This window comes from Collinsella aerofaciens (assembly GCF_015552075.1).
Classification (GTDB): domain Bacteria; phylum Actinomycetota; class Coriobacteriia; order Coriobacteriales; family Coriobacteriaceae; genus Collinsella; species Collinsella aerofaciens_Y.
Window position 1 is genome coordinate 20733 of record NZ_JADNDZ010000052.1, and the last position, 24685, is coordinate 45417.

The following is a 24685-nucleotide window of genomic DNA, read 5'->3' on the forward strand; positions in this document are numbered from 1 at the left end:
GGACCTCAGATCCTTTCATGCATATCGAGAACGCGAACGAGCTCATCGGTCGCGCGGTCGAGATCGTCATTCACCACGACGTCGTCGTAGCGGTCGGCAAGGGCAAGCTCATCGGCGGCGTTTGCCATACGCAGCTCAATCGTCTCGGGCGTCTCGGTACCGCGACCGACTAGACGCTCGCGGAGCACCTCAAGCGAAGGCGGCTTGATAAAGATCAGCACGGCCTCGGGGAAACGCTCCTTCACCTGCAGGGCGCCCTGGACATCGATCTCCAAAATCAGAGACGAGCCCGAGGCGAGCTTGGATGTGACCTCGCTCACCAACGTGCCGTAGCAGTTACCGTGGACCTCGGCCCACTCAACAAACTCACCGTTTGCCACGCGGCGGTCGAACTCCTCGCGCGTCAGAAAAAAGTAGTTGACGCCGTCGACCTCACCTTTGCGTGGTGCTCGCGTGGTAGCCGAAACCGTCAGACCCAGGTTCGAGCGGCGCTCGCGCACACGAGTGACGAGCGTACCCTTGCCTGCGCCTGACGGTCCAGAAATCACAAAGAGCTTGGAATCCTGAGCGCTCACTTATTTGGTCAGCTGCTCGAGGAGCTGCTCGCGCTGACGGACACCGAGGCCCTGGACGCGACGGGTAGCGGAGATACCGAGCTCCTCCATGATCTTGGCGGCCTTGGCCTTGCCATAACCGGGGAGAGACTCGATGAGGGTGGAAACCTTCATGCGGGAAGCGATGGGGTCATCGGAGTTGAGCACGGACTCGAGGGACTTCTCGCCCTTCTTGATCTGCTCGCGAAGCTCAGCGCGGGCGTGACGTGCGGCAGCAGCCTTCTCAAGAGCCTGCTTGCGCTGCTCGTCGGTAAGCTGAGGGAGTGCCATTCGTACCTCCAAATAGTTGGGTTATATCTGATTCAATAATTGGCATTTTAGCACGTAGAACGCACAAAAAGCCTAATCGCGGCTCCATAGGTTAGACGATACCCGCAAAAAGTGCAATATACTGCGCCCAAAGTTAAGCCCCTGACCTGCGATTCCACACAAAGGATGGGAAAGTTTACGCAGGCACAGGGGCTATTTTGTGCTAATGAGACCCAAAAGTGGTGACTTAGGGGAATCTTTTACGCGACGTTTTCGACCAGCTCGGCGACGATGGCGTCAAAGGCGGCAACCGGATCGTGGGCACCGGTGATGGGACGGCCCACCACAATGTGGCTTGCGCCACGCTCGATAGCCTGGGAAGGCGTCGCCACGCGGGACTGGTCACCAAGGGCGGCACCCACCGGACGCACACCCGGAGTCACGATCAGGGCATCAGGACCCAGCAGCTCACGCATGTCGTGAGCCTCCATCGGTGAGCACACGATGCCATCGATGCCGTTGGCCTGAGCAAGCTTTGCCAAGCGGGCGGCCTCCTCGGCCACGGGAGACTCGACGCCGATCTCGCTCAAGGCATCCTGATTCATGCTCGTGAGCACGGTGATGGCGACGAGCTTTGCGCGGTCCTCACGCGCCTCCTCGGCACCCTCGCGGCAGGCAGCGAGCATAGCACCCGAGCCCAGGCCGTGGACCGAAAGCAGGTCGGCACCGGCAAGCGAGGCCGAGCGGGCAGCGCCGCGCACCTGATGCGGAATGTCATGGAACTTAAGGTCGAGGAAGACCTTAAAGCCAAGGTCCTTAAAGGTCTTGACGATCTGGGGACCCTCAGCGTAATAGAGCGTCATGCCGACCTTGAGCCAGGTGGCATGGCCCGAAAGCTCGTGGGCGAGCTCGAGCGCGCGCTCACGGTCGCAGTCGAGGGCGACGATAGCACGGTCGCGGGCATCATTCTCTAGCATTCGAAAGCACCCACCAGCTCGTTGATGTCCTTTACGCCCTGGGACTCGGCCCAGGCCTCGAGCTCATGCGCGATCTTAAGCGAAGCACACGGATCGACGAAGTTGGCCATGCCGACCGACACGCAGGTGGCGCCGGCCAGGATAAACTCAGCCGCATCCTCGCCAGTCATGACACCGCCGACACCGTTGATGGGGATATCGACGGCCTGGGCAACCTCCCAGACCATGCGCACGGCGATGTGGTGGCACAGCGGGCCCGAAAGGCCGCCCTTGGGCTTGGCCACGCGGGACTTGCGGGTATGGACGTCGATGGCCATGCCCTGGATGGAGTTGATGACCGAAAGGCCGTCGGCGCCGGCAGCCTCGAGGGCCTTGGCGATCTCAGCGACGTTGACCGGCGCCATCTTCACGAACAGCGGCTTATCAGTCACCTTGCGGCAGGCGGCCATGACGGAAGAGGCGCCCTCGGGCGTGGAGCCCATGGCGGCACCGCCGGCGGCGATGTTGGGGCAGCTCACGTTGATCTCGTAGCCGGCAGCCCAGGGGCATAGCTCGACATACATCTCGAGCGCGCGCACAAACTCGTCAACGGAGTGGCCGGCAACCTGACAGATGACCTGGCAACCGTCCTTGGACAGCTGTTCGAGCCACGGGCCTGACTCACGGGCAAAGGCGGCCACGCCGGGGTTCTGAAGGCCCACGGAGTTGATCATGCCGCCCGGGATCTCGGCCATGCGGGGCGCGGGGTTGCCGGGCCAGGGCTCGGCTGCGCAACCCTTGGTGGTGATGGCGCCCAGCTGGGAAACATCAAAGAAGTTCTGGAACTGCCAACCGTAACCAAAAGTACCGGCTGCGGTGTTGATGGGGTTCTGCATCTTGACGCCGCCGAAATCGACGGCCATGTTCACGGTACCCACTAGAAGACCACCACCTTGGAAGCATCGAACACGGGGCCGCACATGCAAGCACCCTTCATACCGTCGACCGTCTCGACATTGCAGGTGTTGCAGGCGCCAAAGCCACAGCTCATCATGCGCTCGAGGGACACCTCGCAGTACGCACCGGCCTCGGCGGCAGCAGCGGCGACCTTCTTCATCATGACGGCGGGACCGCAGCTGGCGACGTAGTCGTAGCCGCCCTCGCCGAGCAGCTCGGCGGCAGGATCGGTGCAAAAACCGTGCGTGCCGAGCGAGCCGTCGTCGGTGCAAACGTTGACCGTGGCGCCCAGCGCGCGGAACTCATCGATGCCCACGGCCTTGGAAGCGGTGCCAAAACCCAGGCACACGTCGACGGCCACACCCTGCTCGGCAAGCTTGCCGGCAAGGCACAGCACGGGCGGAACACCGATGCCGCCCGCCACGAGCAGCGCCTTCCTGGTGCCCTCGGGAACAAGCCAGCCGCGGCCGCCAGGGCCCAACAGGTTAGAGGTGGAGCCGGGGCCCATCTGGGACAAACGACGGGTATCGTCGCCCACGACGGCGTACCACAGCTCGACGGTGCCGGCCTCGGCGTCGGCGCGGTAGTAGCTCAGGGGCACGCGAAGCAGCGAGGACGCATCACCGGGTACGGCGATGTTCACAAACTGACCGGGCTTGAGCGCACTTGCAAGCTTGGGGGCCGAGATGACGAGCGAGAAGACGCCGTCGGCAATCTCCCGGTTCGAGACGACCTCGAAGTCGTGCATGCGTGCAGTGGAAGGTGTGGGCATAAACGCTCCAATCCCCCATGCGGTTGCATGGTCCAAACGAATAGAAAGCGCGGCACCGCAAGGGCGCCGCGCACAAAAGCGATAAGGCTATGCTAGCAGATGCAGCCGTCGGCAAGCGTCTGTTTACCGCCGACAAATACATCGGTGGCACGACCGGTGAGCGTGCGGCCGGCAAAACCGGAGTTCTCGGCGCGCGACTCGTAACCGTCCTCGCCAACCGTCCAGGTTGCGGAGGGGTCGAACACGGTCAGGTCGGCAACGGATCCCGCCTTGACCTGAACCTGGTCGAGACCCAGGATCTCACGCGGTTTGATGGCCATGAGCTCGACCATGCGGCCCATGCTCATCTTGCCCGTGTTGACCAGCTCGGTGAGCACGAGCGACAGCGAGGTCTCGAGGCCGATCATGCCAAAGGGTGCGAGCTCGAACTCGCGGGCCTTCTCCCACGGGGTGTGCGGAGCGTGATCGGTAACGATCACGTCGACGGTACCGTCGATGACGCCCTGACGAATGGCTTCGGCGTCCTCGTCGGTGCGCAGCGGCGGATTGACCTTGAGCGAGGTGTTGTAGGTCTCGTCCAGGTCGTTCTCGGTCAGGAACATGTGGTGCGGGGTGGCCTCGCAGGTAACCTGAACGCCAGCGGCCTTACCGGCACGCACGATCTCCAGACCATGGGCGGTGGAGATGTGCTGGATGTGCAGCTTGGCGCCGGTCAGCTTGGCGATCTCGATGTCGCGGGCGATCTGGAGCTCCTCGCCGGCAGCCGGCCAACCCTCGAGGGCCAGACGGGTCGAGACCTTGCCCTCGTTGATCTGGCCATGGCCGACCAGGTCCTCGTCCTGGCAGTGGCTCATGAAGACCTTGCCGAACATCTTGCCGTAGTCCATGCAGCGACGGAGCATGCCCGCGCCCTGCACGCCGCGACCGTCATCGGTGAAGGCGACGGCGCCGTGGGCGACCATATCGCCCATCTCGGACATGGCCTCGCCCTTAAGACCGCGGGTCATGGCGCCCGACGGATAGACGCGGCAGTGGCCGACCTCGGCAGCGCGGGACTTGACGAACTCAACGACAGTGCCGTTATCGGTGACGGGATCGGTGTTGGGCATGGCGCACACGCCGGTAAAGCCGCCCTTGGCAGCTGCGCGGGTGCCGCTCTCGATGTCCTCTTTGACCTCGTAGCCGGGCTCGCGAAGGTGAACGTGCATGTCCACCAGGCCGGGGACGAGGTACTTGCCGGAAAGGTCGCGGACCTCGGCCCCCTCGACGGCGAGATTCTCGCCGACCTCGGCGATCTTGTCGCCGTCAATCAGGACGTCAACGACACCGTCAAGCTCGACGGACGGGTCGACGACGTGGGCATTCTTAAGAAGCAAGGCCATTATCGGCACCTCCAAGCAGCAGATACAGGATAGCCATACGCACGCAGATACCGGCGTAGACCTGCTCCAGGATGACGGAGCGTTGCGGGTGGTCGGCCATATAGGAGTCGAACTCGACGCCGCGGTTGATGGGGCCCGGGTGGCAGATGATCGCGTCGGGCTTCATGAGCTTCTCGCGGTCCTTGGTCAGGCCGAAGAGCTTGTGGTACTCGCGAATGGTCGGGAACGGGGCACCCTCGAGGCGCTCCTGTTGCACGCGCAGCATGTAGACGACGTCCAGCTCGGGCAGGACGGAATCGAGGTCGCTCGTCACGTGATCGCAGCCCAGGACCTCGGGCGACGGCGGCAGCAGCGTGCCGGGGGCGACGGCGTAGGTCTCACAGCCCATGATCTTAAGGGCGGGGATCAGCGAGCCGCAAACGCGGGAGTGGGCGATATCGCCGACGACGGCGACCTTCAGACCGTGGAAGTCACCCTTGTGCTCCCAGATGGTGTACAGGTCGAGCAGGGCCTGCGTAGGATGGTTGTGCTTGCCGTCACCGGCGCAGATGACGCTTGCGGGCGAGTTCTGCGTGACGATGTAGGGAGCGCCGGCGTGCTTGTCGCGCACGACAATGCAGTCGATCTTATAAGCGTTGAGGGTCTCAACGGTGTCGACGAGGCTCTCGCCCTTGACCGTGGAGGTCGAGGAGCCGCCAAAGTTAAGACTGTCGGCCGAAAGACGCTTCTCGGCGAGCTCGAAAGAGCTGCGGGTGCGCGTCGAGGGCTCGTTGAACATGTTGACGATGGTCTTGCCCTTGAGCGTGGGGACCTTCTTGATGGCACGCTCGTTGACCTCGGAGAACGCCTTGGCGGTCTCGAGGATGAGCTTGATATCCTCTTCGGAGTACTCGGTAATGTCGATCAGGTGCTTATGGTTGAACGCCACGGTACTACTCACCTCCCAGCGGCGCGGAGCCCACGTGGGAACCCGGCGCGACGTCATTAATCTCGACAGCGGTGTGGCCGTCGACTTCCTTCATATATAGGTGCACGTTCTCCTCATGCGACGAGGGAACGTTCTTGCCGACAAAGTCCGGCGAGATGGGGAGCTCGCGGTGGCCGCGGTCAACGAGGACTGCCAGCTCAATGCGGCTCGGACGGCCCAGGTCCATGACGGCGTCGAGAGCGGCGCGGATGGTACGGCCCGTATACAGGATGTCGTCCACCAGCACGACGCGCTTGCCGTCGACGCTGAAGGGAATGTTGGTAGCGTGGATCGCGGGAGCGAAATTGGTCGCGTAGTCATCGCGGTAGAAGCTGATGTCGAGGCTGCCGAGCGGAACGTCGACGCCCTCGATCTCCTTGATCTCCTCGGCGAGCTTCTTTGCCAGAAGGTCGCCGCGCGTGACGATGCCGACCAGAGCGAGGTCTTCACAGCCCTCGTTGCGCTCGAGAATCTCGTGCGCGATGCGGGTCATCGCTCGATTGACGGCGGTCTCGTCCATGATGACCGCCTTGGGGGAAGTCGTGCCCATCGATCTCCTTCCTCACATGTCTTGACTGCTGACACAGTCAAAAAAAATAGATGCCCGACCGCTTAAAGCGGACCAGACACCCACAGGAAGGGCTGCTCTTTGGCAGCTATGTAATTCCATGTGGGTATCTCGTACCCCTTTAATGGTCATGGGATAGTGTAGCCAACCTCGAGCTTAATTGCGAGCATTAATACAGAGCAATCCGTAAACGGAGCCCAATGCTCAATAAACCTATATATATTTGTGGGACGAGCTTGAAAACACACGCACGAGCTGGCATAATCCCCTCTGCTGCACGCAAATCGGATCTACGTCCAGGGCCGTGGCGTGAGCACTATCGCCAGAAGAGGAATATCTCTGTGTAGATTACGCACAGGGAGCTGCTTCTGTGCTATAGTTCAGGCTTGTTTGTTAACGCGACATGTTCGTTTGTCGCCCAAGGAGGGTCAGTTATGTCCAAAGTTTGCGAAGTTTGCGGTAAGCACCCCGTTGCCGGTCGCTCCATCAGCCACTCTCACCGCGTCACCAACCGTAAGTTCCGCCCCAACATCCAGCGCGTCTACGTCGTCGTCGATGGTCACCGTCGCAAGATGAACGTTTGCTCCACCTGCCTCAAGTCTGGCAAGGTTGCGCGCTCCTAAATAAGGTCTTACCAACAAGTACCTCGGACTCTCCGGGTCAAAGACCTCGCGTTCACATAGAACTTACCAAAGGAGCCCTCCCCTACGGAGGGTTCCTTTTTGCACTCATTGGGGACAGACCTACATGAGTGCTTTCACGCATTGGGGACAGACATGAAGCACGCATGCGACGCACTGACTGGCTCCGGCCCCTGCCTCACGCAGCATCCTTCCAGCCTGCAGTTGCCTTGGTCACGCTTGTAGCGCCGATGCCGGTGATACGGGCAATTTGCTTAACCGTGAGATGCGCCCGCTTAAGCCTCAGCAGACACGCATCGCGTTCGGGGCGTGGCAGGGCTTTGAGCAGTGCAGGATCTATGCTCGGCAGAACTTCGCGCGCAACGGAAAGGGCCTCCTCATCGGGGATCCGCCGGCGTGGAAGAACCTCCATTGACCAGATGCGCCCGGCAACTTCCTCGAGATGCTCGCAATAGCAACGGGAGCCACCGACAATATCGAGCATAGGGGCCGCATCACAGATGTCAAAGGGATCATAGCCCAGCTGATACGCCTTATAGCTTGACCAGCGGTACGCATCGAGCGAGTCAAGCGCACCCTTCACGGGATTGAGATGAATATAGTCGAGCAGCTGCACCGCCTGCGTGTCCGACTCAACCGCGACCCGCGAATAGCGATTGTCAAACAGATGTCCCGTTCTCCCCGTTTTTCCATTGAAATACTTAGCATATGCCGTCAGCGCGCACTGCATTGCCTTTGAAAGGTTGTCAAATGGGTCATCAACCATCAAATGGAAGTGATTGTCCATAAGGCACCAAGCCAACACCGCCACTTCATGGCGCGCAAACCTGTCCGAGATATCCGATAAGAAACGATAACGGTCGGAGTCATCTTCAAAAATAATCTGTTTGGAGTTGCCGCGGTCAAAGACGTGGTAATAGCCGGTGATCGAAACGGGGCGGGCCATCGGGGCATAATCTCTCCTTTCAAAACTGTTCAGGCAACACCTAAAAGGAGAGAAGCAACGCGAAATGCTGAGCCTGCAACCTATTTATATCCAATAAGCGGCAATAACAGGCCCAGAACGGCAAAATGGCAAAACGATGTCTGTCCCAAATGAGTGAAAGCACTCATGTAAGTCTGTCCCCAATAAGCGGGGATAAGCGGGGAGATGCAGCGGGCAGATAGTTCTAGTTAAAACGTTTCAGTTTATTGAAGCGTTTTAGTTTGTCTTTTACGGGAATCTGACCGTTCACCGAATTATTTCTTGCTATCATGCATCTTGTAGGGTAAATCTCCGATCGCAAGGAGACACAAATGGTGAAAAAGTCACCGGAAAACACTACTCCCGCAATTGTGGACAACGTAGAGGCGCTTGAGGCTAAGCTCGCTCAGATGCGAGAGGCCCAGGCGCTTTTTGCTACGTACACGCAGGAGCAGGTCGACAAGATCTTCTATGAGGCCGCCATGGCCGCCAACAAGGCTCGTATCCCGTTGGCGAAAATGGCCATCGAGGAGACCGGCCGCGGCGTTCTTGAGGACAAGGTCATCAAGAACCACTACGCCGCAGAGTACATCTACAACGCTTACAAGAACACCAAGACCTGTGGTGTCCTGGAGCGCGACGAGGCTTACGGCATCACCAAGATCGCCGAGCCCATCGGCATCGTGGGCGCCGTCATCCCGACGACCAACCCCACCTCCACCGCAATCTTCAAGACGCTGATCAGCCTGAAGACCCGCAACGCCATCATCATCTCCCCGCACCCGGCTGCCGCCAAGTGCACCATCGCCGCCGCCAAGCTCGTGCTTGACGCCGCCGTCAAGGCTGGTGCCCCCGAGGGCATCATCGGCTGGGTCGATGTCCCCTCCATCGAGCTGACCAACATGGTCATGCGCGACGTCGACATCATCCTCGCCACCGGTGGCCCGGGCATGGTCAAGGCCGCCTACTCCTCGGGCAAGCCCGCCCTGGGCGTTGGCGCCGGTAACACCCCGGTCGTCATCGACGACACCGCCGACGTTCTGCTCGCAGTCAACTCCATCATCCACTCCAAGACCTTCGACAACGGCATGATCTGCGCTTCCGAGCAGTCCGTGACCGTCATCGACACCATCTACGACCAGGTCAAGGCCGAGTTCCAGAAGCGCGGCTGCTACTTCGTCAAGCAGGGTGCCGAGATGGAGGCCCTGCGTGCCGCCATGTTCAAGAACGGCGCCCTCGATCACCGCATCCCCGGCATGGCTGCCGCCAAGATCGCCGAGCTCGCCGGCATCGAGGTTCCCGCCAAGACTAAGATCCTGATCGCCGAGGTCACCTCCACCGACCCCGCCAAGGAGGAGTTCTCCCACGAGAAGCTCTCCCCGGTCCTGGCCATGTACCACGCCAAGGACTTCCAGGAGGCCGTCGACAAGGCCGAGCACCTGGTGCTCGCCGGTGGCCCGGGCCACACCGCCTCTCTGTACGTGCACCCCGCCCAGGCCGAGAAGATCAGCCTGTTCGAGCACGTCATGAAGGCCTGCCGCATCGTCATCAACACCCCGTCCTCGCACGGTGGCATCGGTGACCTGTACAACTTTGGCATGAAGCCGTCTCTGACCCTGGGCTGCGGCTCCTGGGGCGGCAACTCCGTCTCCGAGAACGTTGGGGTGAAGCACTTGATCAACGTTAAGACTGTGGCCGAGCGCCGTGAGAACATGCTGTGGTTCCGCGCTCCCGAGAAGGTCTACTTCAAGAAGGGTTCCACGCCCGTCGCCCTCGACGAGCTGGGCAACGTCATGGGCAAGAAGCGCGCCTTCATCGTTACCGACCAGTTCCTCTTCAAGAATGGCAACACCCGCGCCATCGAGGCCAAGCTCGACGAGATGGGCATCGCCCACGACTGCTTCTACGACGTCGAGCCCGATCCGTCGCTGCAGTGCGCACGTCGCGGCGCCAAGCAGATGGCTCTCTTTGAGCCGGACGTCATCATCGCCGTCGGCGGTGGCTCCGCTATGGACGCCGGCAAGATCATGTGGATGATGTACGAGCACCCCGAGTGCAAGTTTGAGGACATGGCCATGGACTTCATGGACATCCGCAAGCGTATCTTCACCTTCCCCGAGATGGGCAAGAAGGCCTACTTCGTCGCCGTCCCGACCTCCTCGGGTACCGGCTCCGAGTGCACGCCGTTCGCCATCATCACCGACAAGGAGACCGGCATCAAGTGGCCGCTCGCCGACTACGCGCTGCTCCCCAACATGGCTATCGTCGACGCCGACAACTGCATGACCGCCCCGCGCGGCCTGACCGCTGCCTCCGGCATCGACGTCATGACCCACGCCATCGAGTCCTACGTCTCCATCATGGCTTCCGACTACACCAAGGGCCTCTCCGAGCGCGCTGCCAAGCTCGTCTTTGAGAACCTGCCCTCCAGCTTCACGAACGGCGCCAAGGACCCGCACGCCCGCGAGGAGATGCACAACGCCTCCTGCATGGCCGGTATGGCCTTCGCCAACGCCTTCCTGGGCCTCAACCACTCCATGGCTCACAAGCTCGGCGCTTTCCATCACCTGCCCCACGGCATCGCTAACGCCGTCATCCTGACCCGCGTCATGCGCTACAACGCCGCCGAGGCTCCCGTCAAGATGGGTACCTTCTCCCAGTATCCTTACCCCAACGCGCTGCACAACTACGCCGAGATGGCCAAGTACTGCGGCATCGAGGGCAAGGACGACAAGGAGGTCTTCGAGAACTTCATCACGAAGCTCGAGGAGCTCAAGGACTTCATCGGTGTCAAGAAGACCATCGCCGACTACGGTGTTGACGAGCAGTACTTCCTCGACACCCTCGACGAGATGACCGAGCAGGCATTCAACGACCAGTGCACCGGCGCTAACCCGCGCTACCCGCTCATGAGCGAGATCAAAGAGCTCTACCTGGACGCCTACTACGGCCGCGAGCCCCAGGATTACGCCGTCTGCTAGTTTTAGCACGGTTTTAACGGCGGGGGTGCACGGGTGTTTCACACACCCCCGCCGTCGCTTCTATCGCATCGTTGAAAGGATGCAACCATGCTGCTACCCGATTCCAAGACCGAGCTCGTCCGCCGTGGCAACAAGGTCGTTTACGACCTGGGCGACAAGATCGTCAAGGTCTTTAACGAGACCAAGCCTGTCTCCGACGTGTTCAACGAGGCTTTGAATCTTGCCCGCATCAATGAGTGCGGCATCCGCAGCCCCAAGGCGCTCGAGGTTTCCCAGCTTGAGAACGCCAACGGCTGGGCGCTCGTGACCGAGAAGGTTCCGGGCACCACCCTTGCCGAGAAGATGACTGCCGAGCCCCAGCGCTTTGGTGAGTACCTCGAGATGTTCGTCGACCTCCAGATCGAGATCCACGGCTACACCTCCCCGCTGCTCAACCGTCAGCGCGACAAGTACGCCCGCATGATCGACAGCCTTGATCAGCTCAATGCCACCACGCGCTACAACCTCCAGGAGCGTCTGGACGGCATGACCAAGGAGTTCAAGGTCTGCCACGGCGACTTCAACCCCTCCAACGTCATCGTCGGCGACGACGGCCAGCTCTATGTGTGCGACTGGGCACACGCCACCCAGGGCTCCCCTGCTGCCGACGTTGCCACCACCTACCTGCTCTTCGCCCTCAACAGCAAGGACCAGGCCGAGGCCTACCTGGAGCTCTACTGCGACCGCGCCGACATGCCCATGCAGGTCGTGCGTCAGTGGACGAGCATCGTCGCCGCTTCCGAGCTCGCTCGTAAGCGCAACGTGAACGATGAGTTCCTGAAGAACTGGATCGACGTCGTCGATTATCAGTAATATCTGAGCGATTTATTTCGCATCGGAGGCACTAAGGAAACCCCGCAGCTCGCATGGGCTGCGGGGTTTCCTTTTAACACTTGAGCGTGCCGACAAGATAAAAGGACGGCCCCTGCATCTCCCCGATCTGGAGAAATGCAGGGGCCGTCCCGTATATCGAACTACAAGCGAAATCGCCGATTAACGGCGTGCCGCCTTCACAAGCTCGGCAACCTTGGTGACGACCTCGTCGATCGCCACGTCCTCGCGCTCGCCCGTGGCACGGTCCTTGAGCTCGACGGTGCCGTTCTTAAGGCCACGCTTGCCGAGCACCACCTGATACGGGAAGCCCATAAGGTCGTTGTCGGCAAACTTAAAGCCGGGACGCTCATCGCGATCGTCGACGACGACCTCGATACCCTCGGCGCACAGGCCATCAACGATCTGCTCGCAGACGGAAGCGCACTCCTCCTTCTTGGGGTCGAGCGGAATCACCGCAACCTCGTACGGGGCAACGGAGACCGGCCAGACGATGCCGTGCTCGTCGTTGTGCTGCTCCACGACGGCAGCGAGCGAGCGAGAAACGCCCACGCCGTAGCAACCCATGATAAGCGGCTTCTCCTTGCCGTCCTCATCCATAAAGGTGGCACCCATGGCCTCGGAGTACTTGGTGCCCAGCTGGAAGACCTGGGAAACCTCGATGCCGCGAGCAGCAGAGAGCGGCTTGCCGCAGTGCGGGCAAGGATCGCCGGCAACGACGGTGACCAGGTCGGCCCACTCGTCGACGGTAAAGTCGCGCTCGGGGCAGGCGCCGGTAAAGTGATAGTCGACCTCGTTGGCACCGCAGGCCCACTGCTTGGACTCGCGCAGGCTCTCGTCGCAGACCAGACGAATGCCCTCGGGCAGGTTAACCGGTCCGATAAAGCCCTTATGCAGACCGTAGGTCTGGAGCTCCTCATCGGTCATCATGCGATAACCCTTGCCAAAGACATGCTCGGCCTTGCAGTCATTGAGCTCATGATCGCCCGGAACAATGGCCACGACCGGCTTGCCCTCGGAGTCGATCAATGCCAGCGACTTGCGCGTGCCGTTCTCGGGGAAGCCAAAGAACTTAGCAACAGCTTCGATGGTGCCCATGCCCGGAGTCTCGACCTTGGTGAGCGTACCGTCGCCGGGGCCCTCAGTCACGACGACCTTGGTGCTTGCCGCCTCGTCATCGGCAGCAAAGCCGCAATCGTCGCAGTAGACCAGTGAAGCCTCGCCGGCGTCGGCCAGAGCCATGTACTCGACGGAAGTGTCGCCGCCGATCTCGCCGGAGTCGGCGACAACGGGCAGGGCCTTGATGTAGCAGCGCTCGCAAATGTTGGCGTAGGCCTGCTTCATCTTGTCGTACTCCTCCTGCAGACTCTCCTGCGTGGCAGAGAAGCTGTAGGCGTCCTTCATGATGAACTCGCGACCGCGCATCAGGCCAAAGCGGGGACGGAACTCGTCGCGGAACTTGTCCTGGATGTGGTACAGGTTGACGGGCAGTTGCTTGTAGGAACGCAGCTCATTGCGAACCAGGGCGGTCACGGTCTCCTCGTGCGTGGGGCCCAGCACGAACTCGCGGCCGTGGCGGTCATCGAAGCGCACGAGTTCCTTGCCATAGGCGTCGATGCGGCCGGACTCGCGCCATAGCTCAGCGTCGACCATAATGGGCATCATGAGCTCCTGGGCACCGGCGGCATCCATCTCGTCGCGCACGATGTTCTCGATCTTGCGAATCGAGCGCCATGCGAGCGGCAGGTAGGAATACAGACCGGCGGCCTCCTTGCGGATCATGCCGGCACGGAGCAGCAGGCGGTGGCTGGCGAGCTCAGCGTCCGCCGGATCCTCTTTAAGCGTCGGCGCATAGAGCTTAGACATATACATTGCTCGGGTCATTTATTTCTCCTCAATAAGTTTGTCGACCTCTGCCATAAGCGCGTCGACAATTTGGTCCTCAGCTACTTTACCAATGATCTGGCCATGCGAAAAGAGCAAGGCCTGACCACGTCCGCAAGCAACGCCCAGGTCGGCATCAGAAGCCTCACCGGGGCCATTAACGGCACATCCCATCACAGCGATAGAAAGCGGCGCGGAGTAGTTCTTAAGCCGCTCGGCGACCTCCTCGGCGATGGGAATGAGGTTAACCTGGCAGCGGGCGCACGTGGGGCACGAGACAATCTCGGGGCCACGGCGACGCAGGCCCAGCGACTGCAGAATACCCCAGGCAACCGGCGGCTCCTCAACCGGATCGGCCGTGAGAGAGACGCGCATGGTGTCACCGATACCCTCAGACAGCAGAATACCAAGGCCCACCGAGCTCTTAATGGTGCCCTGAAGCTTGGTACCCGCCTCGGTTACGCCCAAGTGAAGCGGAACGTGAGGAATCTCACGCGACAGGGCTCGATAGGTATCGAGCGTCGTTTGCACGCTATGGGCCTTAGCCGAAAGCACAATGTTCGTAAATCCGCGGTCCTCAAAGTGCTTGACGAAACGCTCGCTCGACATCACGAGCTTTTCGGGCTGCGTAAGGTCGTCGCGCTCGGCGATATCCTGCTCAAGCGAGCCCGCGTTCACGCCAATACGAATCGCACAACCCGCAGCGCCGGCGGCATCGATAACGGAATCGACCTTGGCCCAATCACCGATATTGCCGGGATTAATGCGCAGTTTGGCGGCACCAGCCTCGACGGCACCAATGGCAAGCTTATGGTTAAAGTGGATATCGGCGACGATCGGCACCGGAGACTCGGCACAGATGGTGCGGAAACCCTCAAGCGCGGCCTCGGTGGGCACGCTCACGCGCACGATATCGCAGCCAGCCTGCGCCAACGCGCACACTTGCGCAAGCGTTGCCTGGGCATCAGCGGTATCGGTGCAGGTCATGGATTGGACCACCACCGGCGCGCCGCCACCGATCTGCACACCGCCCACATGCACGGGGCGCGTCAACTCGCGAGGCAAAGGATGGGATAAAGACAATCCAAACACTCCCCTACAGGATAAATCGAAGGACGTCGGAACGAAGCATATAGACAAACAGCAGCGCAAAGAGCGCGATGCCCACATAGCTCACAATCGTCTGGACCTTGAGAGGTAGCTCGCGGCCCGCAATCTTTTGAATGATCTCGATGACCAGCTTGCCGCCATCGAGTGGTGGGATGGGCAGCAGGTTCATAAAGCCAAGCGAGAACGAAATGAGGGCGGCAAACGAAAGGAATGTGGCAGGACCGGCAGCAGCAGCCTGTGAGGACATAACGCTAATACCCACGATCGAAGAAGACTGATCGAGAATCTCCATCGTATGCTGCGGCTGGAGCAGGCGCATCACGCCCTCCGCGGTCTGCACAACATAGGAGAATGACAGACGCGCCGAGGTGATGGGGTCCAAACGGACTACCTGCGTAGAGGCATACACACCTAGGCGCTCGTCCTCTTTGAGCGCAACCGTGGTCGAATGCTGCTTGCCGTCACGCTCGTACTCGATGGCGATATCGTCCTTACCGGCGGCCTTGCCGATGGCATCGTAAACGTTCATCCATGTGGAGCACGATACACCGTCAACCGAAAGGATCGCATCACCAGCCTCGATACCCGCCTTGGCGGCAATAGACCCCTCGTCAACCTGACCGATCACGTTGGTATCGATCGGCACGGTGACGCCCGCAATGGAATAGATGCTCATAAGCAGCAAAAAACCCGTCAGGATATTGACGAGAATGCCCGCGAGCAGCATAAAGGCGCGCTTGAGAAAACCCTGGCCAAGATAAGTGTGCGAGCGCTCTTGCGCCAAGAAATCAGCCTCGCCGCACGGCAGCTCCCACACATCGCCCTCGGCAGTCGCATGCTCTCGATCGAACCGGCGGCCGTCAAAGGTGGTGTAACCCGCCGCGTCTCGCGGCAGCGTCTGATACTTGGTGGGATAGTAGCTCGGCGAGGGTTTCTCCCCCTCCTCATACCAGGGAGCGATGGAGCCCCAGCCCAGCAACAGAGCACAAGCCTCGAGCACATCCTCCTCGGAAAGCTCGAGCTCGAAGGCAAGGTCGGCCACGGTCACGCGACCATGACGGTAGATAGCCGCGAGCACGCGATCGGCGCAGGAGACATCGGTCGGATCCATACCGCAGATGGCAGCGTAGCCACCCAGCAGCAGCGGGGTCACGCCAAACTTGGTTCCAATGCGACGCGACGTGTAATGGATGTCAAAGCGGCACGGCAGGCCCAAAAAGAACTCGGTCACACGGACGCCGCAGGCACGCGCCGCCAAAAAGTGGCCGCCCTCGTGCAAAAACACGAGGACGGAAAGCATCAGCAGGCCCCAAAAGACCGATGAGAGAACGCTCAGAACAGTATCCATAAAACGAAAAAGCAATCCTTATGGGTTAGGAACGGGTTGCGGCGAGTACCTGCGCAGCCTTTTCACGCGCCCACGCATCGATGTCGCGAAGCTGCTCAAACGAATCGACCGCCTGCATATCGTGGGCATCCATGCAGGATTCCACAATGCGATCGATATCGGTAAAGCTGCAGCCATCGTGCAGGAAGGCATCGACGGCGACCTCGTTGGCGGCATTGAGCACGCACGGCATGGTGCCACCCGTCTTGCCGGCACGCTCGGCCAGTGCCAGACAGCGGAAGGTATCCATGTCGGCAGCATCAAACGTGAGCTGCCCCAGCTCGCGGAAATCGATACGAGGCGCCGGGGTATCCCAACGCTCGGGATACGAGAACGCGAACTGGATGGGAATACGCATGTCGGAAGCACCGAGATGCGCCATCACGGAGCCGTCGGCAAACTCGACCATAGAGTGAATCTTGGACTGACGCTGCACGACCACGTTAATGAAATCGAGGTCGCAGTTAAACAGATGCATGGCCTCAATGCGCTCCAGGCCCTTGTTCATGAGGGTGGCGGAGTCGATGGTGATCTTGGCGCCCATGGCCCACGTGGGATGTGCGAGGGCATCGGCACGCGTCACGCGATTGAGCTCGTCGCGGGTGCGGCCAAAGAACGGACCGCCCGAGCAGGTGAGCCAAATACAATGAGCCTCGCGTGGGTTCTCCCCCAGATAGCACTGGTAGATGGCGGAGTGCTCAGAGTCGACTGGAATAAGCTGGCCCGGTTGCGCCAACGGCATAAGCAAGTCGCCGCCGACGACGAGGGACTCCTTGTTGGCAAGGGCAAGACGCTTATTCGAGGTCAAGGCCGCATGGCTCGCCTCGAGACCGGCGGCGCCCACAATAGCGACGAGCACGCAGTCGACATCGTCGCGACACGCGAGCTCGCAAACCGCCTGCGCGCCAACGCCGAGCTTCGTTCCCTCGGGCAACTCCTGCAGCACGGCGTCATCGCCATGAGCGACATCGGCCACGGCAACCGCCGGAACCGAGAACTCGCGGGCAGCGGCAACGAGCTCGGAGGTACTGGAGTTAACGGACAGCGCCGTCACCTGCAGGCGATCGGCATGCTGGCGGCACACATCGAGCGCCTGGGTGCCGATAGAGCCCGTACAACCCAGGATGGCAACACGGAGACGTCCATCGGGGCCATACGTCGTCTGGAAGGACATTACAGCACGCCTCCGATCATCAAAAGCAGCTGCGCGGTAATGCAGCCAAAGATAAGCGAATCGCTACGATCGAGCATGCCGCCGTGGCCCGGGATAAGGTTGCCGGAATCCTTGACGCCCACACCGCGCTTGATGCGCGACTCGATGAGGTCGCCGATAACGCCCAGGACGGACACGACCACGCCGCACAGCAGCGCATAGGGCAGGCTGAGCTTGTAGAAGTGCGTCGCCCACAGGATGAGCCAAATCAAACCCGAGCCAAGAATGCCGCCAACAAACCCCTCCCAGCTCTTTTTGGGAGAGATCTTGGGGACCATCTTGTGTTTACCGATACGGCTGCCCACGATGTAGGCAAACGAATCGGAGACCCAAAGGGACGCACAAATGCCCACCGAAAGCAGGGCGCCGGCAAAACCGGGCACGGCATCGCGCAGCAGCACGATAGCCGACAGCATAAAGCCAGTGTAGATGGGACCCATGAGCGTCACGGCCACATCAGAGATGCGGGTACGCGGCGACCAGACATACCAAATGCCCACAGCGAGCATCAGGGCAAAAAGCAGGGCATTCAGCAACATCGAATCGCCCAACGCCGACAGCGGAAAGAGTACGGCAGCAGCGATACCCATGCGCTCGTTAGCCATCTTGCCATCGAGCCTCGTCATACGGAAAAACTCATAGCAGCACAGACCGCTCATGACAGAAACAAAGATGGCCGTGGGCACAATACCCAAAACCAAGCACAAGATAAAGACAACGGCGTAGACGATACCGGCGGCGGCACGGGTAATAAAGCCCGCCAGCCACGAACCGGTGCCGCTCTTCGCTGCAGGCGCTCCCGAAGTGGCAGCTTTGCGCGCAGGCGTCTTGGGAGAAGATGCCTTGGGACGATTGGACACGATTAAGCCTCCTCGGTCTTGCTCAGTCCACCAAACCTACGGTCACGGCCCTGATAGGCCAAAATGGCGTCGACAAGGCCCCAACGATCAAAATCGGGCCAATAGGTATCGGTGACGTAGAACTCGGAATAAGCCACCTGCCACAGCAGATAGTTCGAAAGGCGCAGCTCACCAGAGGTGCGAATCACAAGCTCAGGATCGGGAAGACCGGCAGTATAGAGGTGAGAAGCCACCATGTCGTCATCAATTGAGCCAGGATCGATCTTACCGGCGGCAGCGTCGAGTGCGATCTGACGGACAGCGCGGGTAATCTCGGCACGCGCGCCGTAGTTGACGGCAAGCGCCAGCGTCATGCCGGTGTGATTGGCGCACTCAGCAAGACCGCGCTCAAAAACGTCGCGGGTCTTCTTGGGCAGCGCGGAAATATCACCCAAAAAGACAACGCGCACGTTTTCGCGCTTCAGAAGCGGCAACTCGTCGATGAACGTCTTGGCAAACAGGTGCATCAAGACGTTGACCTCATGCTGCGGGCGGTTCCAGTTTTCGGTAGAAAACGCATAGGCCGAAAGCACGTCGACGCCCAGGCGCACGCAGGCGGTAATGATCTCGCGCAGCGAGACGATACCCGCCTTGTGGCCCTCAGTGCGTGCAAGACCGCGCGACGTGGCCCAACGACCGTTGCCGTCCATGATGCATGAGATATGGTGCGGAATGTTATTGAGGTCAAGGTCTGAAAAACCGACGCCCGCAGGGGCGTCGGCAAAGTACTCGACCAGTTTATGCTCGTCGTATTGCACCTTAGATCTCCATGACCTCGGCTTCTTTTTCCTTCAGAAGCTCCTCGACCTTGGCGACATACTCATCAGTGTGCTTCTGGACCTTGGCCTGCTCGCGACGGACATCGTCCTCGGTGAGCTCCTCATCGCGCTCGAGCTTGTTGTTGAAGTCGCGACGGATGTTACGGATAGACACCTTGGCCTGCTCGGCGTACTCGCGGCACTCCTTGACGAGCTCGCGACGGCGCTCCTCGGTGGGAGCCGGGAACGGCAGACGAACGACGGTGCCATCGGAGTTGGGGGTAATACCCAGATCGGAAGCGCCGATGGCCTTGACGATAGCGTTGATAAGTGCCTTGTCCCACGGCTCGATGAGCAGCATGTGGGCCTCGGGGGTCTTGACGGCGGCAATCTGCGTGACCGGCGTGGGAACACCGTAATAATCGACGGTGATGTCGGACAGAATGTTGGCATTGGCGCGGCCGGTACGGACCTTGGAGAAGTTATGCTTGAGGGACTCGAGCGACTTGTCCATATGGGCGGTGATGTTCTCTGCCATGCTTAATCCTCCTGATAGACGAGCGTGCCGACGGGCTCACCCGCGAGCGCGCGCTTGACGGTGTCCTCGCCATCGATGTTGAGGACCAAAATCGGCATACGGTTGTCCTGGCACAGTGCCGTAGCCGTGGAATCCATAACCTGCAGACCGCGGACGAGCACCTCGTGATAGGTAATCTTGTCAAAACGGACGGCGTCGGCGCACTTGACGGGATCCTTGTCGTAGATGCCGTCAACCTTGGTGGCTTTAATCAGAATCTCGGCGCCGATCTCGCACGCACGAAGAGCCGCGGCGGTGTCGGTCGTAAAGTACGGATTGCCCGAACCGGCGGCAAAGATAACGACGTTGCCCTTGGAAAGGTGGTTGATGGCGCGACGGCGAATATAGGGCTCGCAGATCTCGTTCATCTGGATAGCGCTCATAACGCGGCAGGGAACATCGTTGTGCTCGAAGGCATCCTGCAGGGCGAGCGCGTTCATAACGGTTGCCAGCATGCCCATGTAGTCGGCCTGAGCACGCTCCATGCCACCGGCAGCGCCGGCCATGCCGCGGAAAATATTGCCGCCGCCGACAACGACGCCGACCTCATGGCCAACGGCGAGCAGCTCCTTGACCTGTTTGGCAAGATGGTCGGTAACCTTGGGGTCGATGCCATATTGGCCGTCGCCCATCAGTGCTTCGCCAGAAAGCTTAAGAAGCACGCGTTTATATCGGATGTCGGACAAAGCGATCCTCCTTTAGATTGAACTCTCAACATTCTATCAAAGGCTCTAAGAAGAGCCATGAAAAAGCAGGCTGTGAGTAAAACCCACAGCCTGCTCATTACCAGCTACAAGAGCTTATTTACTCGCCACGGACCAGACGGTCAAAGGCAACGACGGTAATGGTGTCGCCGAGCTCCTTGGAGACCTGCTCAGCGTACTTCTTGATGGTGAGGGAGCTGTCCTTGATGAACTCCTGCTCGGTGAGCACGGACTGCTTGTAGAACTTCTCCAGACGGCCGACAGCCATCTTCTCCTGAATGGCCTCGGGCTTGCCGGACTCGGCAGCCTGAGCCATGTAGATCTGCTTCTCGTGCTCGACGGTCTCGGCCGGAACCTGATCGCGGGTAGCGCAGATCGGGGCGACGGCGGCAACCTGAAGGGCAACGTCGTGAGCGAAGGTCTTGAAGGACTCAGCCTGAGCGGTCTCGGCCTTCTCAAAAGCAAACTCGACGAGGACGCCGATCTTACCACCCATGTGGATGTAAGAAGCGAGAGCGCCGTTCTCGGCCTTGCGGGCAGCGAAGCGGGAGATCTTCATGTTCTCGCCCATGATGTGAATCATCTCGGTGAGCTCGGAGGAAACAGTCTCCTCGCCCATCGGCTTCTCGAGCAGAGCGTCGACGTCAGCAGGCTCGGTGGTAGCGACAACCTCAGCGACCTTGGAAGCAAAGCCGGTGAACTTGGCGTTGGAGCCAACGAAGTCGGTCTCGCAGGAGAGCTCGAGCAGAGCGCCGGTCTTGCCATCCTCGGAGACGAACGCGGCAACAGCGCCCTCGTTGGTCTCACGGCCAGCCTTCTTGGCAGCCTTGGCAAGGCCGTTCTTACGCAGAACGTCGACAGCGGCGTCCATGTCGCCGTCAGCCTCGACGAGAGCCTTCTTGCACTCCATCATCGGGGAGTCGGTCATCTCGCGGAGCTGCTTGACCATAGCGGCGGTAATCTGGGCCATTGTGGTTCCTTTCAAAGAGATGAAAAAGAATTAACTAAGACTGATTTACTCGGCCTTGGGCTCAGCGGCCATCTCGGCCTCGGAGACCTGCTCCTTGCCGGAGCCAGCGAGGCAGGCATCAGCCATGAGCTCGCACATAAGGGTGACAGCGGAGATAGCGTCATCGTTGCAGGGGATGCCGTACTCGACCTCGTCGGGATCGGAGTTGGTGTCGATCAGAGCGACGACGGGGATGTTCAGGCGCTGAGCCTCCTTGATGGCGTTCTCCTCGCGCTTGGTGTCGATGACGAAGAGAGCCTGGGGCAGACCCTTCATGTCGCGGGCGCCACCGAGGTTGGTCTGGAGCTTGGTGAGCTCCTTGCCGAGAACAGCCTGCTCCTTCTTGGGCAGAACAGCCATGCGGCCGTCCTCGACCATGGCCTCGAGCTCCTCCATGCGGTTGATGCGGGAGCGGATGGTGACGAAGTTGGTCAGCATACCGCCGAGCCAACGCTGGTTGATGTAAGGCATGTTGGCGCGCTCAGCAGCGTTCTTGACGGCCTCCTGAGCCTGCTTCTTGGTGCCGACGAACAGCACGTTGCCGCCCTTGGCGACGTTCTTGACGAAGGTGTAGGCCTGGTCGGCGTCGAGGATGGTCTGCTTGAGGTCGAGGATGTAGATGCCGTTGCGCTCACCGAAGATGAACGGCTTCATCTTGGGGTTCCAGCGACGGGTCTGGTGACCGAAGTGGCAGCCGGCCTCGAGCAGGGTGCGGATATTAATCTTGGTAGCCATGTTAAACCTCCTGTGGTTTGCCTCCGCGCGGGGTCATCCTCCAAAACCAACCCGGACATGTGCTACCAAAGCCCGGGCACCACGGTATGAAGTAGCCGCGCGTGCGTGATAAAAACATGTTGCCGTGAAGCAACCCGATGAATGATAGCAGGAATGCATCTTCCTGCCAACCCGCAATCAAAACCACACACCTGAGTGCGGCGCGGGTCGTCTCAGCCACTATTCGCCGCGGGGATGGGCTTGAGCCACGGCACGTTTGAGCCGATCGGGCGTGAGATGTGTGTAGATCTGCGTCGTGGACAGGCTCGCATGACCCAGCAGCTCTTGAACCGAGCGCAAGTCCGCACCGCCCTCGAGCAAGTCGGTCGCAAAAGTATGGCGCATCGCATGCGGGGCGATGTCGGACGGAATGCCGGCGAGCGTCGCCAGCGTATGGAACCGCCGCCGGAGGATGGCGGCACTCATGCGATTGCCGCGCGCCGATATAAGCAGCGGATGCGGCCCGGTAGCGAGGTCAAGGCGCTTTGCACGAGAGAGCAACTCCGGCCTCCCCTCCTCAATATAGAGACGCGTCGCCTCGAGCGCACGACGATACAGAGGGACGATACGTTCTTTGCTCCCCTTGCCCCAAAGGCGCAGCGTGCGTTCGGACCAAGCGATGGACTCCACATTGAGTGCTGCGAGCTCAGAGATACGAGCACCCGAGGCATAGAGCAGCTCGAGCATCGCCGCATCGCGCAGTCCCGCGGGCGTTGAGGTATCAGGCGTCTTGAGCAGCGCCTCGACCTGCTGGGTCGTAAGGACGCCCGGCAGGTCGCGCGGCAGCTTGGGCGACGCGATCGCCGAGACTGCATCGCCCTCGACAATCCCCTCGGCAGCCATCCACCGATAGAGCGAGCGAATGGCAGACAGATGCGCCGCAAGCGTTCGGGGAGCCACCTGCTCACGCGAAAGCTCGGCAAGATAGCGACGAATGGTGCGCACGTCGGCAGCGAAAGCATCGATATCCTCGCGCTCGCACCAGGCAGCAAAGCGCTCCAACCGCGAGCCATAGGCCGTCACCGTGTTGGGAGAAAGTCCCTCGACACGTGCGATGTAGGCGATAAACGAGTCGACGGTGTCGTACAGGTCAAAGGCTATGACCGGTCGCCTCCAAACAAATCGGGGCGAGTGGCCAGATAGGCATCAAGGGCCTCGAGCGCACGGTCCGCATAGGCCTGGTAGCGGTCGCGCTTGCTGCGGCGCTTACCATCCTCGAGTGGCGGCACCAGGCCAAAGTTGACATGCATGGGCTGATAGCCCACGGTGGCAGGATCGGTCGCATAGCCCACGAGCGCACCCAGGGCGCCCACACGCGGCAACTCGACGCCCGCGGCACCGATAGCCTCGGCATAGGTGTTGAGCGCCGCGAGCAGGCCCGTCGCCACGGCTTCCATGTACCCCTCGGTGCCGGTGATCTGACCGGCCAGGCGCACGCCGGTACCGGGCACGGCAAAGGTGCCATCGAGCACGTGCGGGGCGTCGACAAAGGTATTGCGGTGCATGACACCGTAGCGGAAGAACTCAGCGTTCTCCAGGCCCGGCACCATATGGAAGACGCGCTTCTGCTCGCCAAAGGTCAGGTTGGTCTGGAAGCCCACCAGGTTATAGGCGGTCTTCTCCTTGTTCTCGGCACGCAGCTGAATCGCCGCCCAGGGGCGACGTCCGGTACGCGGGTCGGTGAGGCCGACGGGCTTCATGGCGCCAAAGCGAATGGCGTCCTTGCCGGTGCGCGCAACTTCCTCGGCAGGCTGGCAGGCCTGGAACAGATCGCCGCCCTCAAAGTCTTTGAGCACCACGCGGTCGGCCGTGGTAAGCGCCTCGATAAAGGCCTCGTACTCCTCCTTGTTGAGCGGAGCGTTGAGATAGTCGCCGCTCCCCTGCTCCTCGTAGCGCGACTGCGAGAACAGCACGTCCATATCGAGCGTGGAGGCATCGACGATCGGCGCCGCCGCATCAAAGAATGCCAGGGCATCGCCACCGACGAGCTTCATAACCTCTTCGCTCAGCGCCGGTGAACACAGCGGGCCCGCGGCAATGACCACGTGACCCTCGGGAATCTGCGTGACCTCGCCGTGCACGACCTCGATATTGGGACGAGCGGCAACCTCGGCCTCGACAAGCTCGGAAAACTTGACGCGGTCGACCGCCAAGGCGCCACCGGCGGGAACAGCCGCGCGATGGGCGCAATCGAGCAGGACTGAACCCATGCGCTCAAGCTCGGCCTTCAGCAAACCAGCCGCGGAATCCGGACGGGTCGACTTAAACGAATTGGAGCAGACGAGCTCTGCCAGGTGATCGGTATGGTGGGCCGGGGAGCTCACCTGGGGGCGCATCTCGCACAGCTTTACGGCAAACCCGCGGTCTGCCAGCTGGATCGCGCATTCCGAACCCGCCAGACCGCCACCGATAACCGTCACCTGATCGAACTGCATCTGCAAACACCTTT

The 24685-nt window shown here is 60.7% G+C and carries 24 protein-coding genes; 3 read left to right on the plus strand and 21 right to left on the minus strand.

Annotation, left to right across the window (positions count from 1 at the left end):
* Positions 1 to 5 precede the first annotated feature (5 nt).
* The 8 genes from gmk to pyrR all read right to left on the minus strand — a co-directional run bounded on the left by gmk (position 6) and on the right by pyrR (position 6447).
* A complete protein-coding gene (gene gmk / locus I2D41_RS03400) occupies positions 6 to 575 on the minus strand; it encodes a guanylate kinase (RefSeq protein WP_099431806.1) in 570 nt (189 codons plus the stop codon).
* Complete coding sequence (gene mihF / locus I2D41_RS03405; protein ID WP_006236130.1) at positions 576 to 884, minus strand: integration host factor, actinobacterial type; 309 nt, start codon at positions 882 to 884, stop codon at positions 576 to 578.
* A gap of 239 nt (positions 885 to 1123) precedes the next feature.
* A complete protein-coding gene (gene pyrF / locus I2D41_RS03410) occupies positions 1124 to 1840 on the minus strand; it encodes an orotidine-5'-phosphate decarboxylase (RefSeq protein ID WP_195363551.1) in 717 nt (238 codons plus the stop codon).
* Entirely contained in the window at positions 1834 to 2742 is a 909-nt protein-coding gene (locus I2D41_RS03415) for a dihydroorotate dehydrogenase (protein ID WP_006236128.1), read from the minus strand. Before I2D41_RS03415 ends, pyrF begins: the two co-directional genes overlap by 7 nt.
* 14 nt (positions 2743 to 2756) lie before the next feature.
* Complete coding sequence (locus I2D41_RS03420; RefSeq protein ID WP_195363581.1) at positions 2757 to 3524, minus strand: dihydroorotate dehydrogenase electron transfer subunit; 768 nt, start codon at positions 3522 to 3524, stop codon at positions 2757 to 2759.
* A 116-nt stretch (positions 3525 to 3640) separates the two neighbouring features.
* Positions 3641 to 4930: a dihydroorotase gene (locus tag I2D41_RS03425; RefSeq protein ID WP_195363552.1), complete on the minus strand. Its 1290-nt coding sequence runs from the start codon at positions 4928 to 4930 to the stop codon at positions 3641 to 3643.
* Positions 4914 to 5858: an aspartate carbamoyltransferase catalytic subunit gene (locus I2D41_RS03430; protein WP_055309882.1), complete on the minus strand. Its 945-nt coding sequence runs from the start codon at positions 5856 to 5858 to the stop codon at positions 4914 to 4916. The genes I2D41_RS03425 and I2D41_RS03430 overlap by 17 nt, the downstream gene beginning before the upstream one ends.
* Positions 5859 to 5862: 4 nt before the next feature.
* Positions 5863 to 6447 (minus strand): bifunctional pyr operon transcriptional regulator/uracil phosphoribosyltransferase PyrR, encoded by a 585-nt coding sequence (gene pyrR / locus I2D41_RS03435; RefSeq protein ID WP_006236123.1) that lies wholly within the window; start codon positions 6445 to 6447, stop codon positions 5863 to 5865.
* Positions 6448 to 6899: 452 nt separating this feature from the next.
* Here pyrR and rpmB point away from each other — a divergent pair, with 452 nt between their 5' ends.
* Complete coding sequence (gene rpmB, locus I2D41_RS03440; RefSeq protein ID WP_022094725.1) at positions 6900 to 7088, plus strand: 50S ribosomal protein L28; 189 nt, start codon at positions 6900 to 6902, stop codon at positions 7086 to 7088.
* Between the two features lie 196 nt (positions 7089 to 7284).
* Here rpmB and I2D41_RS03445 read toward each other — a convergent pair whose 3' ends face one another.
* A complete protein-coding gene (locus I2D41_RS03445; protein WP_195363553.1) occupies positions 7285 to 8052 on the minus strand; it encodes a transposase in 768 nt (255 codons plus the stop codon).
* Positions 8053 to 8402: 350 nt separating this feature from the next.
* Here I2D41_RS03445 and adhE point away from each other — a divergent pair, with 350 nt between their 5' ends.
* A complete protein-coding gene (gene adhE, locus I2D41_RS03450; RefSeq protein WP_117716641.1) occupies positions 8403 to 11051 on the plus strand; it encodes a bifunctional acetaldehyde-CoA/alcohol dehydrogenase in 2649 nt (882 codons plus the stop codon).
* Between the two features lie 87 nt (positions 11052 to 11138).
* Entirely contained in the window at positions 11139 to 11903 is a 765-nt protein-coding gene (locus tag I2D41_RS03455) for an aminoglycoside phosphotransferase family protein (RefSeq protein WP_035138543.1), read from the plus strand.
* 180 nt (positions 11904 to 12083) lie between these two features.
* Here I2D41_RS03455 and I2D41_RS03460 read toward each other — a convergent pair whose 3' ends face one another.
* The 12 genes from I2D41_RS03460 to trmFO form a co-directional block, all read right to left on the minus strand.
* Entirely contained in the window at positions 12084 to 13805 is a 1722-nt protein-coding gene (locus tag I2D41_RS03460) for a proline--tRNA ligase (RefSeq protein ID WP_229042083.1), read from the minus strand.
* The gene (ispG, locus tag I2D41_RS03465; protein WP_195363554.1) at positions 13806 to 14888 is read right to left on the minus strand and encodes a flavodoxin-dependent (E)-4-hydroxy-3-methylbut-2-enyl-diphosphate synthase; all 1083 of its coding nucleotides are present in this window, start codon (positions 14886 to 14888) and stop codon (positions 13806 to 13808) included.
* A 13-nt stretch (positions 14889 to 14901) separates the two neighbouring features.
* Positions 14902 to 16263: a M50 family metallopeptidase gene (locus I2D41_RS03470; RefSeq protein WP_195363555.1), complete on the minus strand. Its 1362-nt coding sequence runs from the start codon at positions 16261 to 16263 to the stop codon at positions 14902 to 14904.
* A 25-nt stretch (positions 16264 to 16288) separates the two neighbouring features.
* Positions 16289 to 17476, minus strand: coding sequence for a 1-deoxy-D-xylulose-5-phosphate reductoisomerase (dxr, locus tag I2D41_RS03475; protein WP_195363556.1), 1188 nt, complete (start codon positions 17474 to 17476; stop codon positions 16289 to 16291).
* Positions 17476 to 18375, minus strand: a complete 900-nt coding sequence (locus I2D41_RS03480; protein ID WP_271741635.1) for a phosphatidate cytidylyltransferase — start codon at positions 18373 to 18375, stop codon at positions 17476 to 17478. Before I2D41_RS03480 ends, dxr begins: the two co-directional genes overlap by 1 nt.
* A 2-nt stretch (positions 18376 to 18377) precedes the next feature.
* Positions 18378 to 19172: an isoprenyl transferase gene (locus tag I2D41_RS03485; RefSeq protein WP_195363557.1), complete on the minus strand. Its 795-nt coding sequence runs from the start codon at positions 19170 to 19172 to the stop codon at positions 18378 to 18380.
* A 1-nt stretch (position 19173) separates the two neighbouring features.
* Entirely contained in the window at positions 19174 to 19710 is a 537-nt protein-coding gene (gene frr / locus I2D41_RS03490) for a ribosome recycling factor (protein WP_089573404.1), read from the minus strand.
* A 2-nt stretch (positions 19711 to 19712) separates the two neighbouring features.
* Positions 19713 to 20435 carry a UMP kinase gene (gene pyrH, locus I2D41_RS03495; protein ID WP_040359955.1) on the minus strand — a complete coding sequence of 241 codons (723 nt, stop codon included), beginning with the start codon at positions 20433 to 20435 and terminating at the stop codon, positions 19713 to 19715.
* Between the two features lie 118 nt (positions 20436 to 20553).
* Positions 20554 to 21423: a translation elongation factor Ts gene (tsf, locus tag I2D41_RS03500; RefSeq protein ID WP_022094736.1), complete on the minus strand. Its 870-nt coding sequence runs from the start codon at positions 21421 to 21423 to the stop codon at positions 20554 to 20556.
* Positions 21424 to 21468: 45 nt separating this feature from the next.
* Positions 21469 to 22197 carry a 30S ribosomal protein S2 gene (gene rpsB, locus I2D41_RS03505; RefSeq protein WP_006236109.1) on the minus strand — a complete coding sequence of 243 codons (729 nt, stop codon included), beginning with the start codon at positions 22195 to 22197 and terminating at the stop codon, positions 21469 to 21471.
* Positions 22198 to 22416: 219 nt separating this feature from the next.
* Positions 22417 to 23337 (minus strand): tyrosine recombinase XerC, encoded by a 921-nt coding sequence (locus I2D41_RS03510; RefSeq protein WP_195363584.1) that lies wholly within the window; start codon positions 23335 to 23337, stop codon positions 22417 to 22419.
* Positions 23334 to 24671, minus strand: coding sequence for a methylenetetrahydrofolate--tRNA-(uracil(54)-C(5))-methyltransferase (FADH(2)-oxidizing) TrmFO (gene trmFO / locus I2D41_RS03515; protein ID WP_161144691.1), 1338 nt, complete (start codon positions 24669 to 24671; stop codon positions 23334 to 23336). The genes I2D41_RS03510 and trmFO overlap by 4 nt, the downstream gene beginning before the upstream one ends.
* Positions 24672 to 24685: the final 14 nt, after the last annotated feature.

What these genes read in the sequence shown, in the direction of transcription:
- mihF (WP_006236130.1), bottom strand. Translation starts at nt 884, where the DNA reads ATGGCACTCCCTCAGCTTACCGACGAGCAGCGCAAGCAGGCTCTTGAG.
- pyrF (WP_195363551.1), bottom strand. Translation starts at nt 1,840, where the DNA reads ATGCTAGAGAATGATGCCCGCGACCGTGCTATCGTCGCCCTCGACTGC.
- I2D41_RS03415 (WP_006236128.1), bottom strand. Translation starts at nt 2,742, where the DNA reads ATGGCCGTCGATTTCGGCGGCGTCAAGATGCAGAACCCCATCAACACC.
- I2D41_RS03420 (WP_195363581.1), bottom strand. Translation starts at nt 3,524, where the DNA reads ATGCACGACTTCGAGGTCGTCTCGAACCGGGAGATTGCCGACGGCGTC.
- I2D41_RS03425 (WP_195363552.1), bottom strand. Translation starts at nt 4,930, where the DNA reads ATGGCCTTGCTTCTTAAGAATGCCCACGTCGTCGACCCGTCCGTCGAG.
- pyrR (WP_006236123.1), bottom strand. Translation starts at nt 6,447, where the DNA reads ATGGGCACGACTTCCCCCAAGGCGGTCATCATGGACGAGACCGCCGTC.
- rpmB (WP_022094725.1), top strand. Translation starts at nt 6,900, where the DNA reads ATGTCCAAAGTTTGCGAAGTTTGCGGTAAGCACCCCGTTGCCGGTCGC.
- I2D41_RS03445 (WP_195363553.1), bottom strand. Translation starts at nt 8,052, where the DNA reads ATGGCCCGCCCCGTTTCGATCACCGGCTATTACCACGTCTTTGACCGC.
- adhE (WP_117716641.1), top strand. Translation starts at nt 8,403, where the DNA reads ATGGTGAAAAAGTCACCGGAAAACACTACTCCCGCAATTGTGGACAAC.
- I2D41_RS03455 (WP_035138543.1), top strand. Translation starts at nt 11,139, where the DNA reads ATGCTGCTACCCGATTCCAAGACCGAGCTCGTCCGCCGTGGCAACAAG.
- I2D41_RS03460 (WP_229042083.1), bottom strand. Translation starts at nt 13,805, where the DNA reads ATGACCCGAGCAATGTATATGTCTAAGCTCTATGCGCCGACGCTTAAA.
- I2D41_RS03470 (WP_195363555.1), bottom strand. Translation starts at nt 16,263, where the DNA reads ATGGATACTGTTCTGAGCGTTCTCTCATCGGTCTTTTGGGGCCTGCTG.
- dxr (WP_195363556.1), bottom strand. Translation starts at nt 17,476, where the DNA reads ATGTCCTTCCAGACGACGTATGGCCCCGATGGACGTCTCCGTGTTGCC.
- frr (WP_089573404.1), bottom strand. Translation starts at nt 19,710, where the DNA reads ATGGCAGAGAACATCACCGCCCATATGGACAAGTCGCTCGAGTCCCTC.
- tsf (WP_022094736.1), bottom strand. Translation starts at nt 21,423, where the DNA reads ATGGCCCAGATTACCGCCGCTATGGTCAAGCAGCTCCGCGAGATGACC.
- rpsB (WP_006236109.1), bottom strand. Translation starts at nt 22,197, where the DNA reads ATGGCTACCAAGATTAATATCCGCACCCTGCTCGAGGCCGGCTGCCAC.
- trmFO (WP_161144691.1), bottom strand. Translation starts at nt 24,671, where the DNA reads ATGCAGTTCGATCAGGTGACGGTTATCGGTGGCGGTCTGGCGGGTTCG.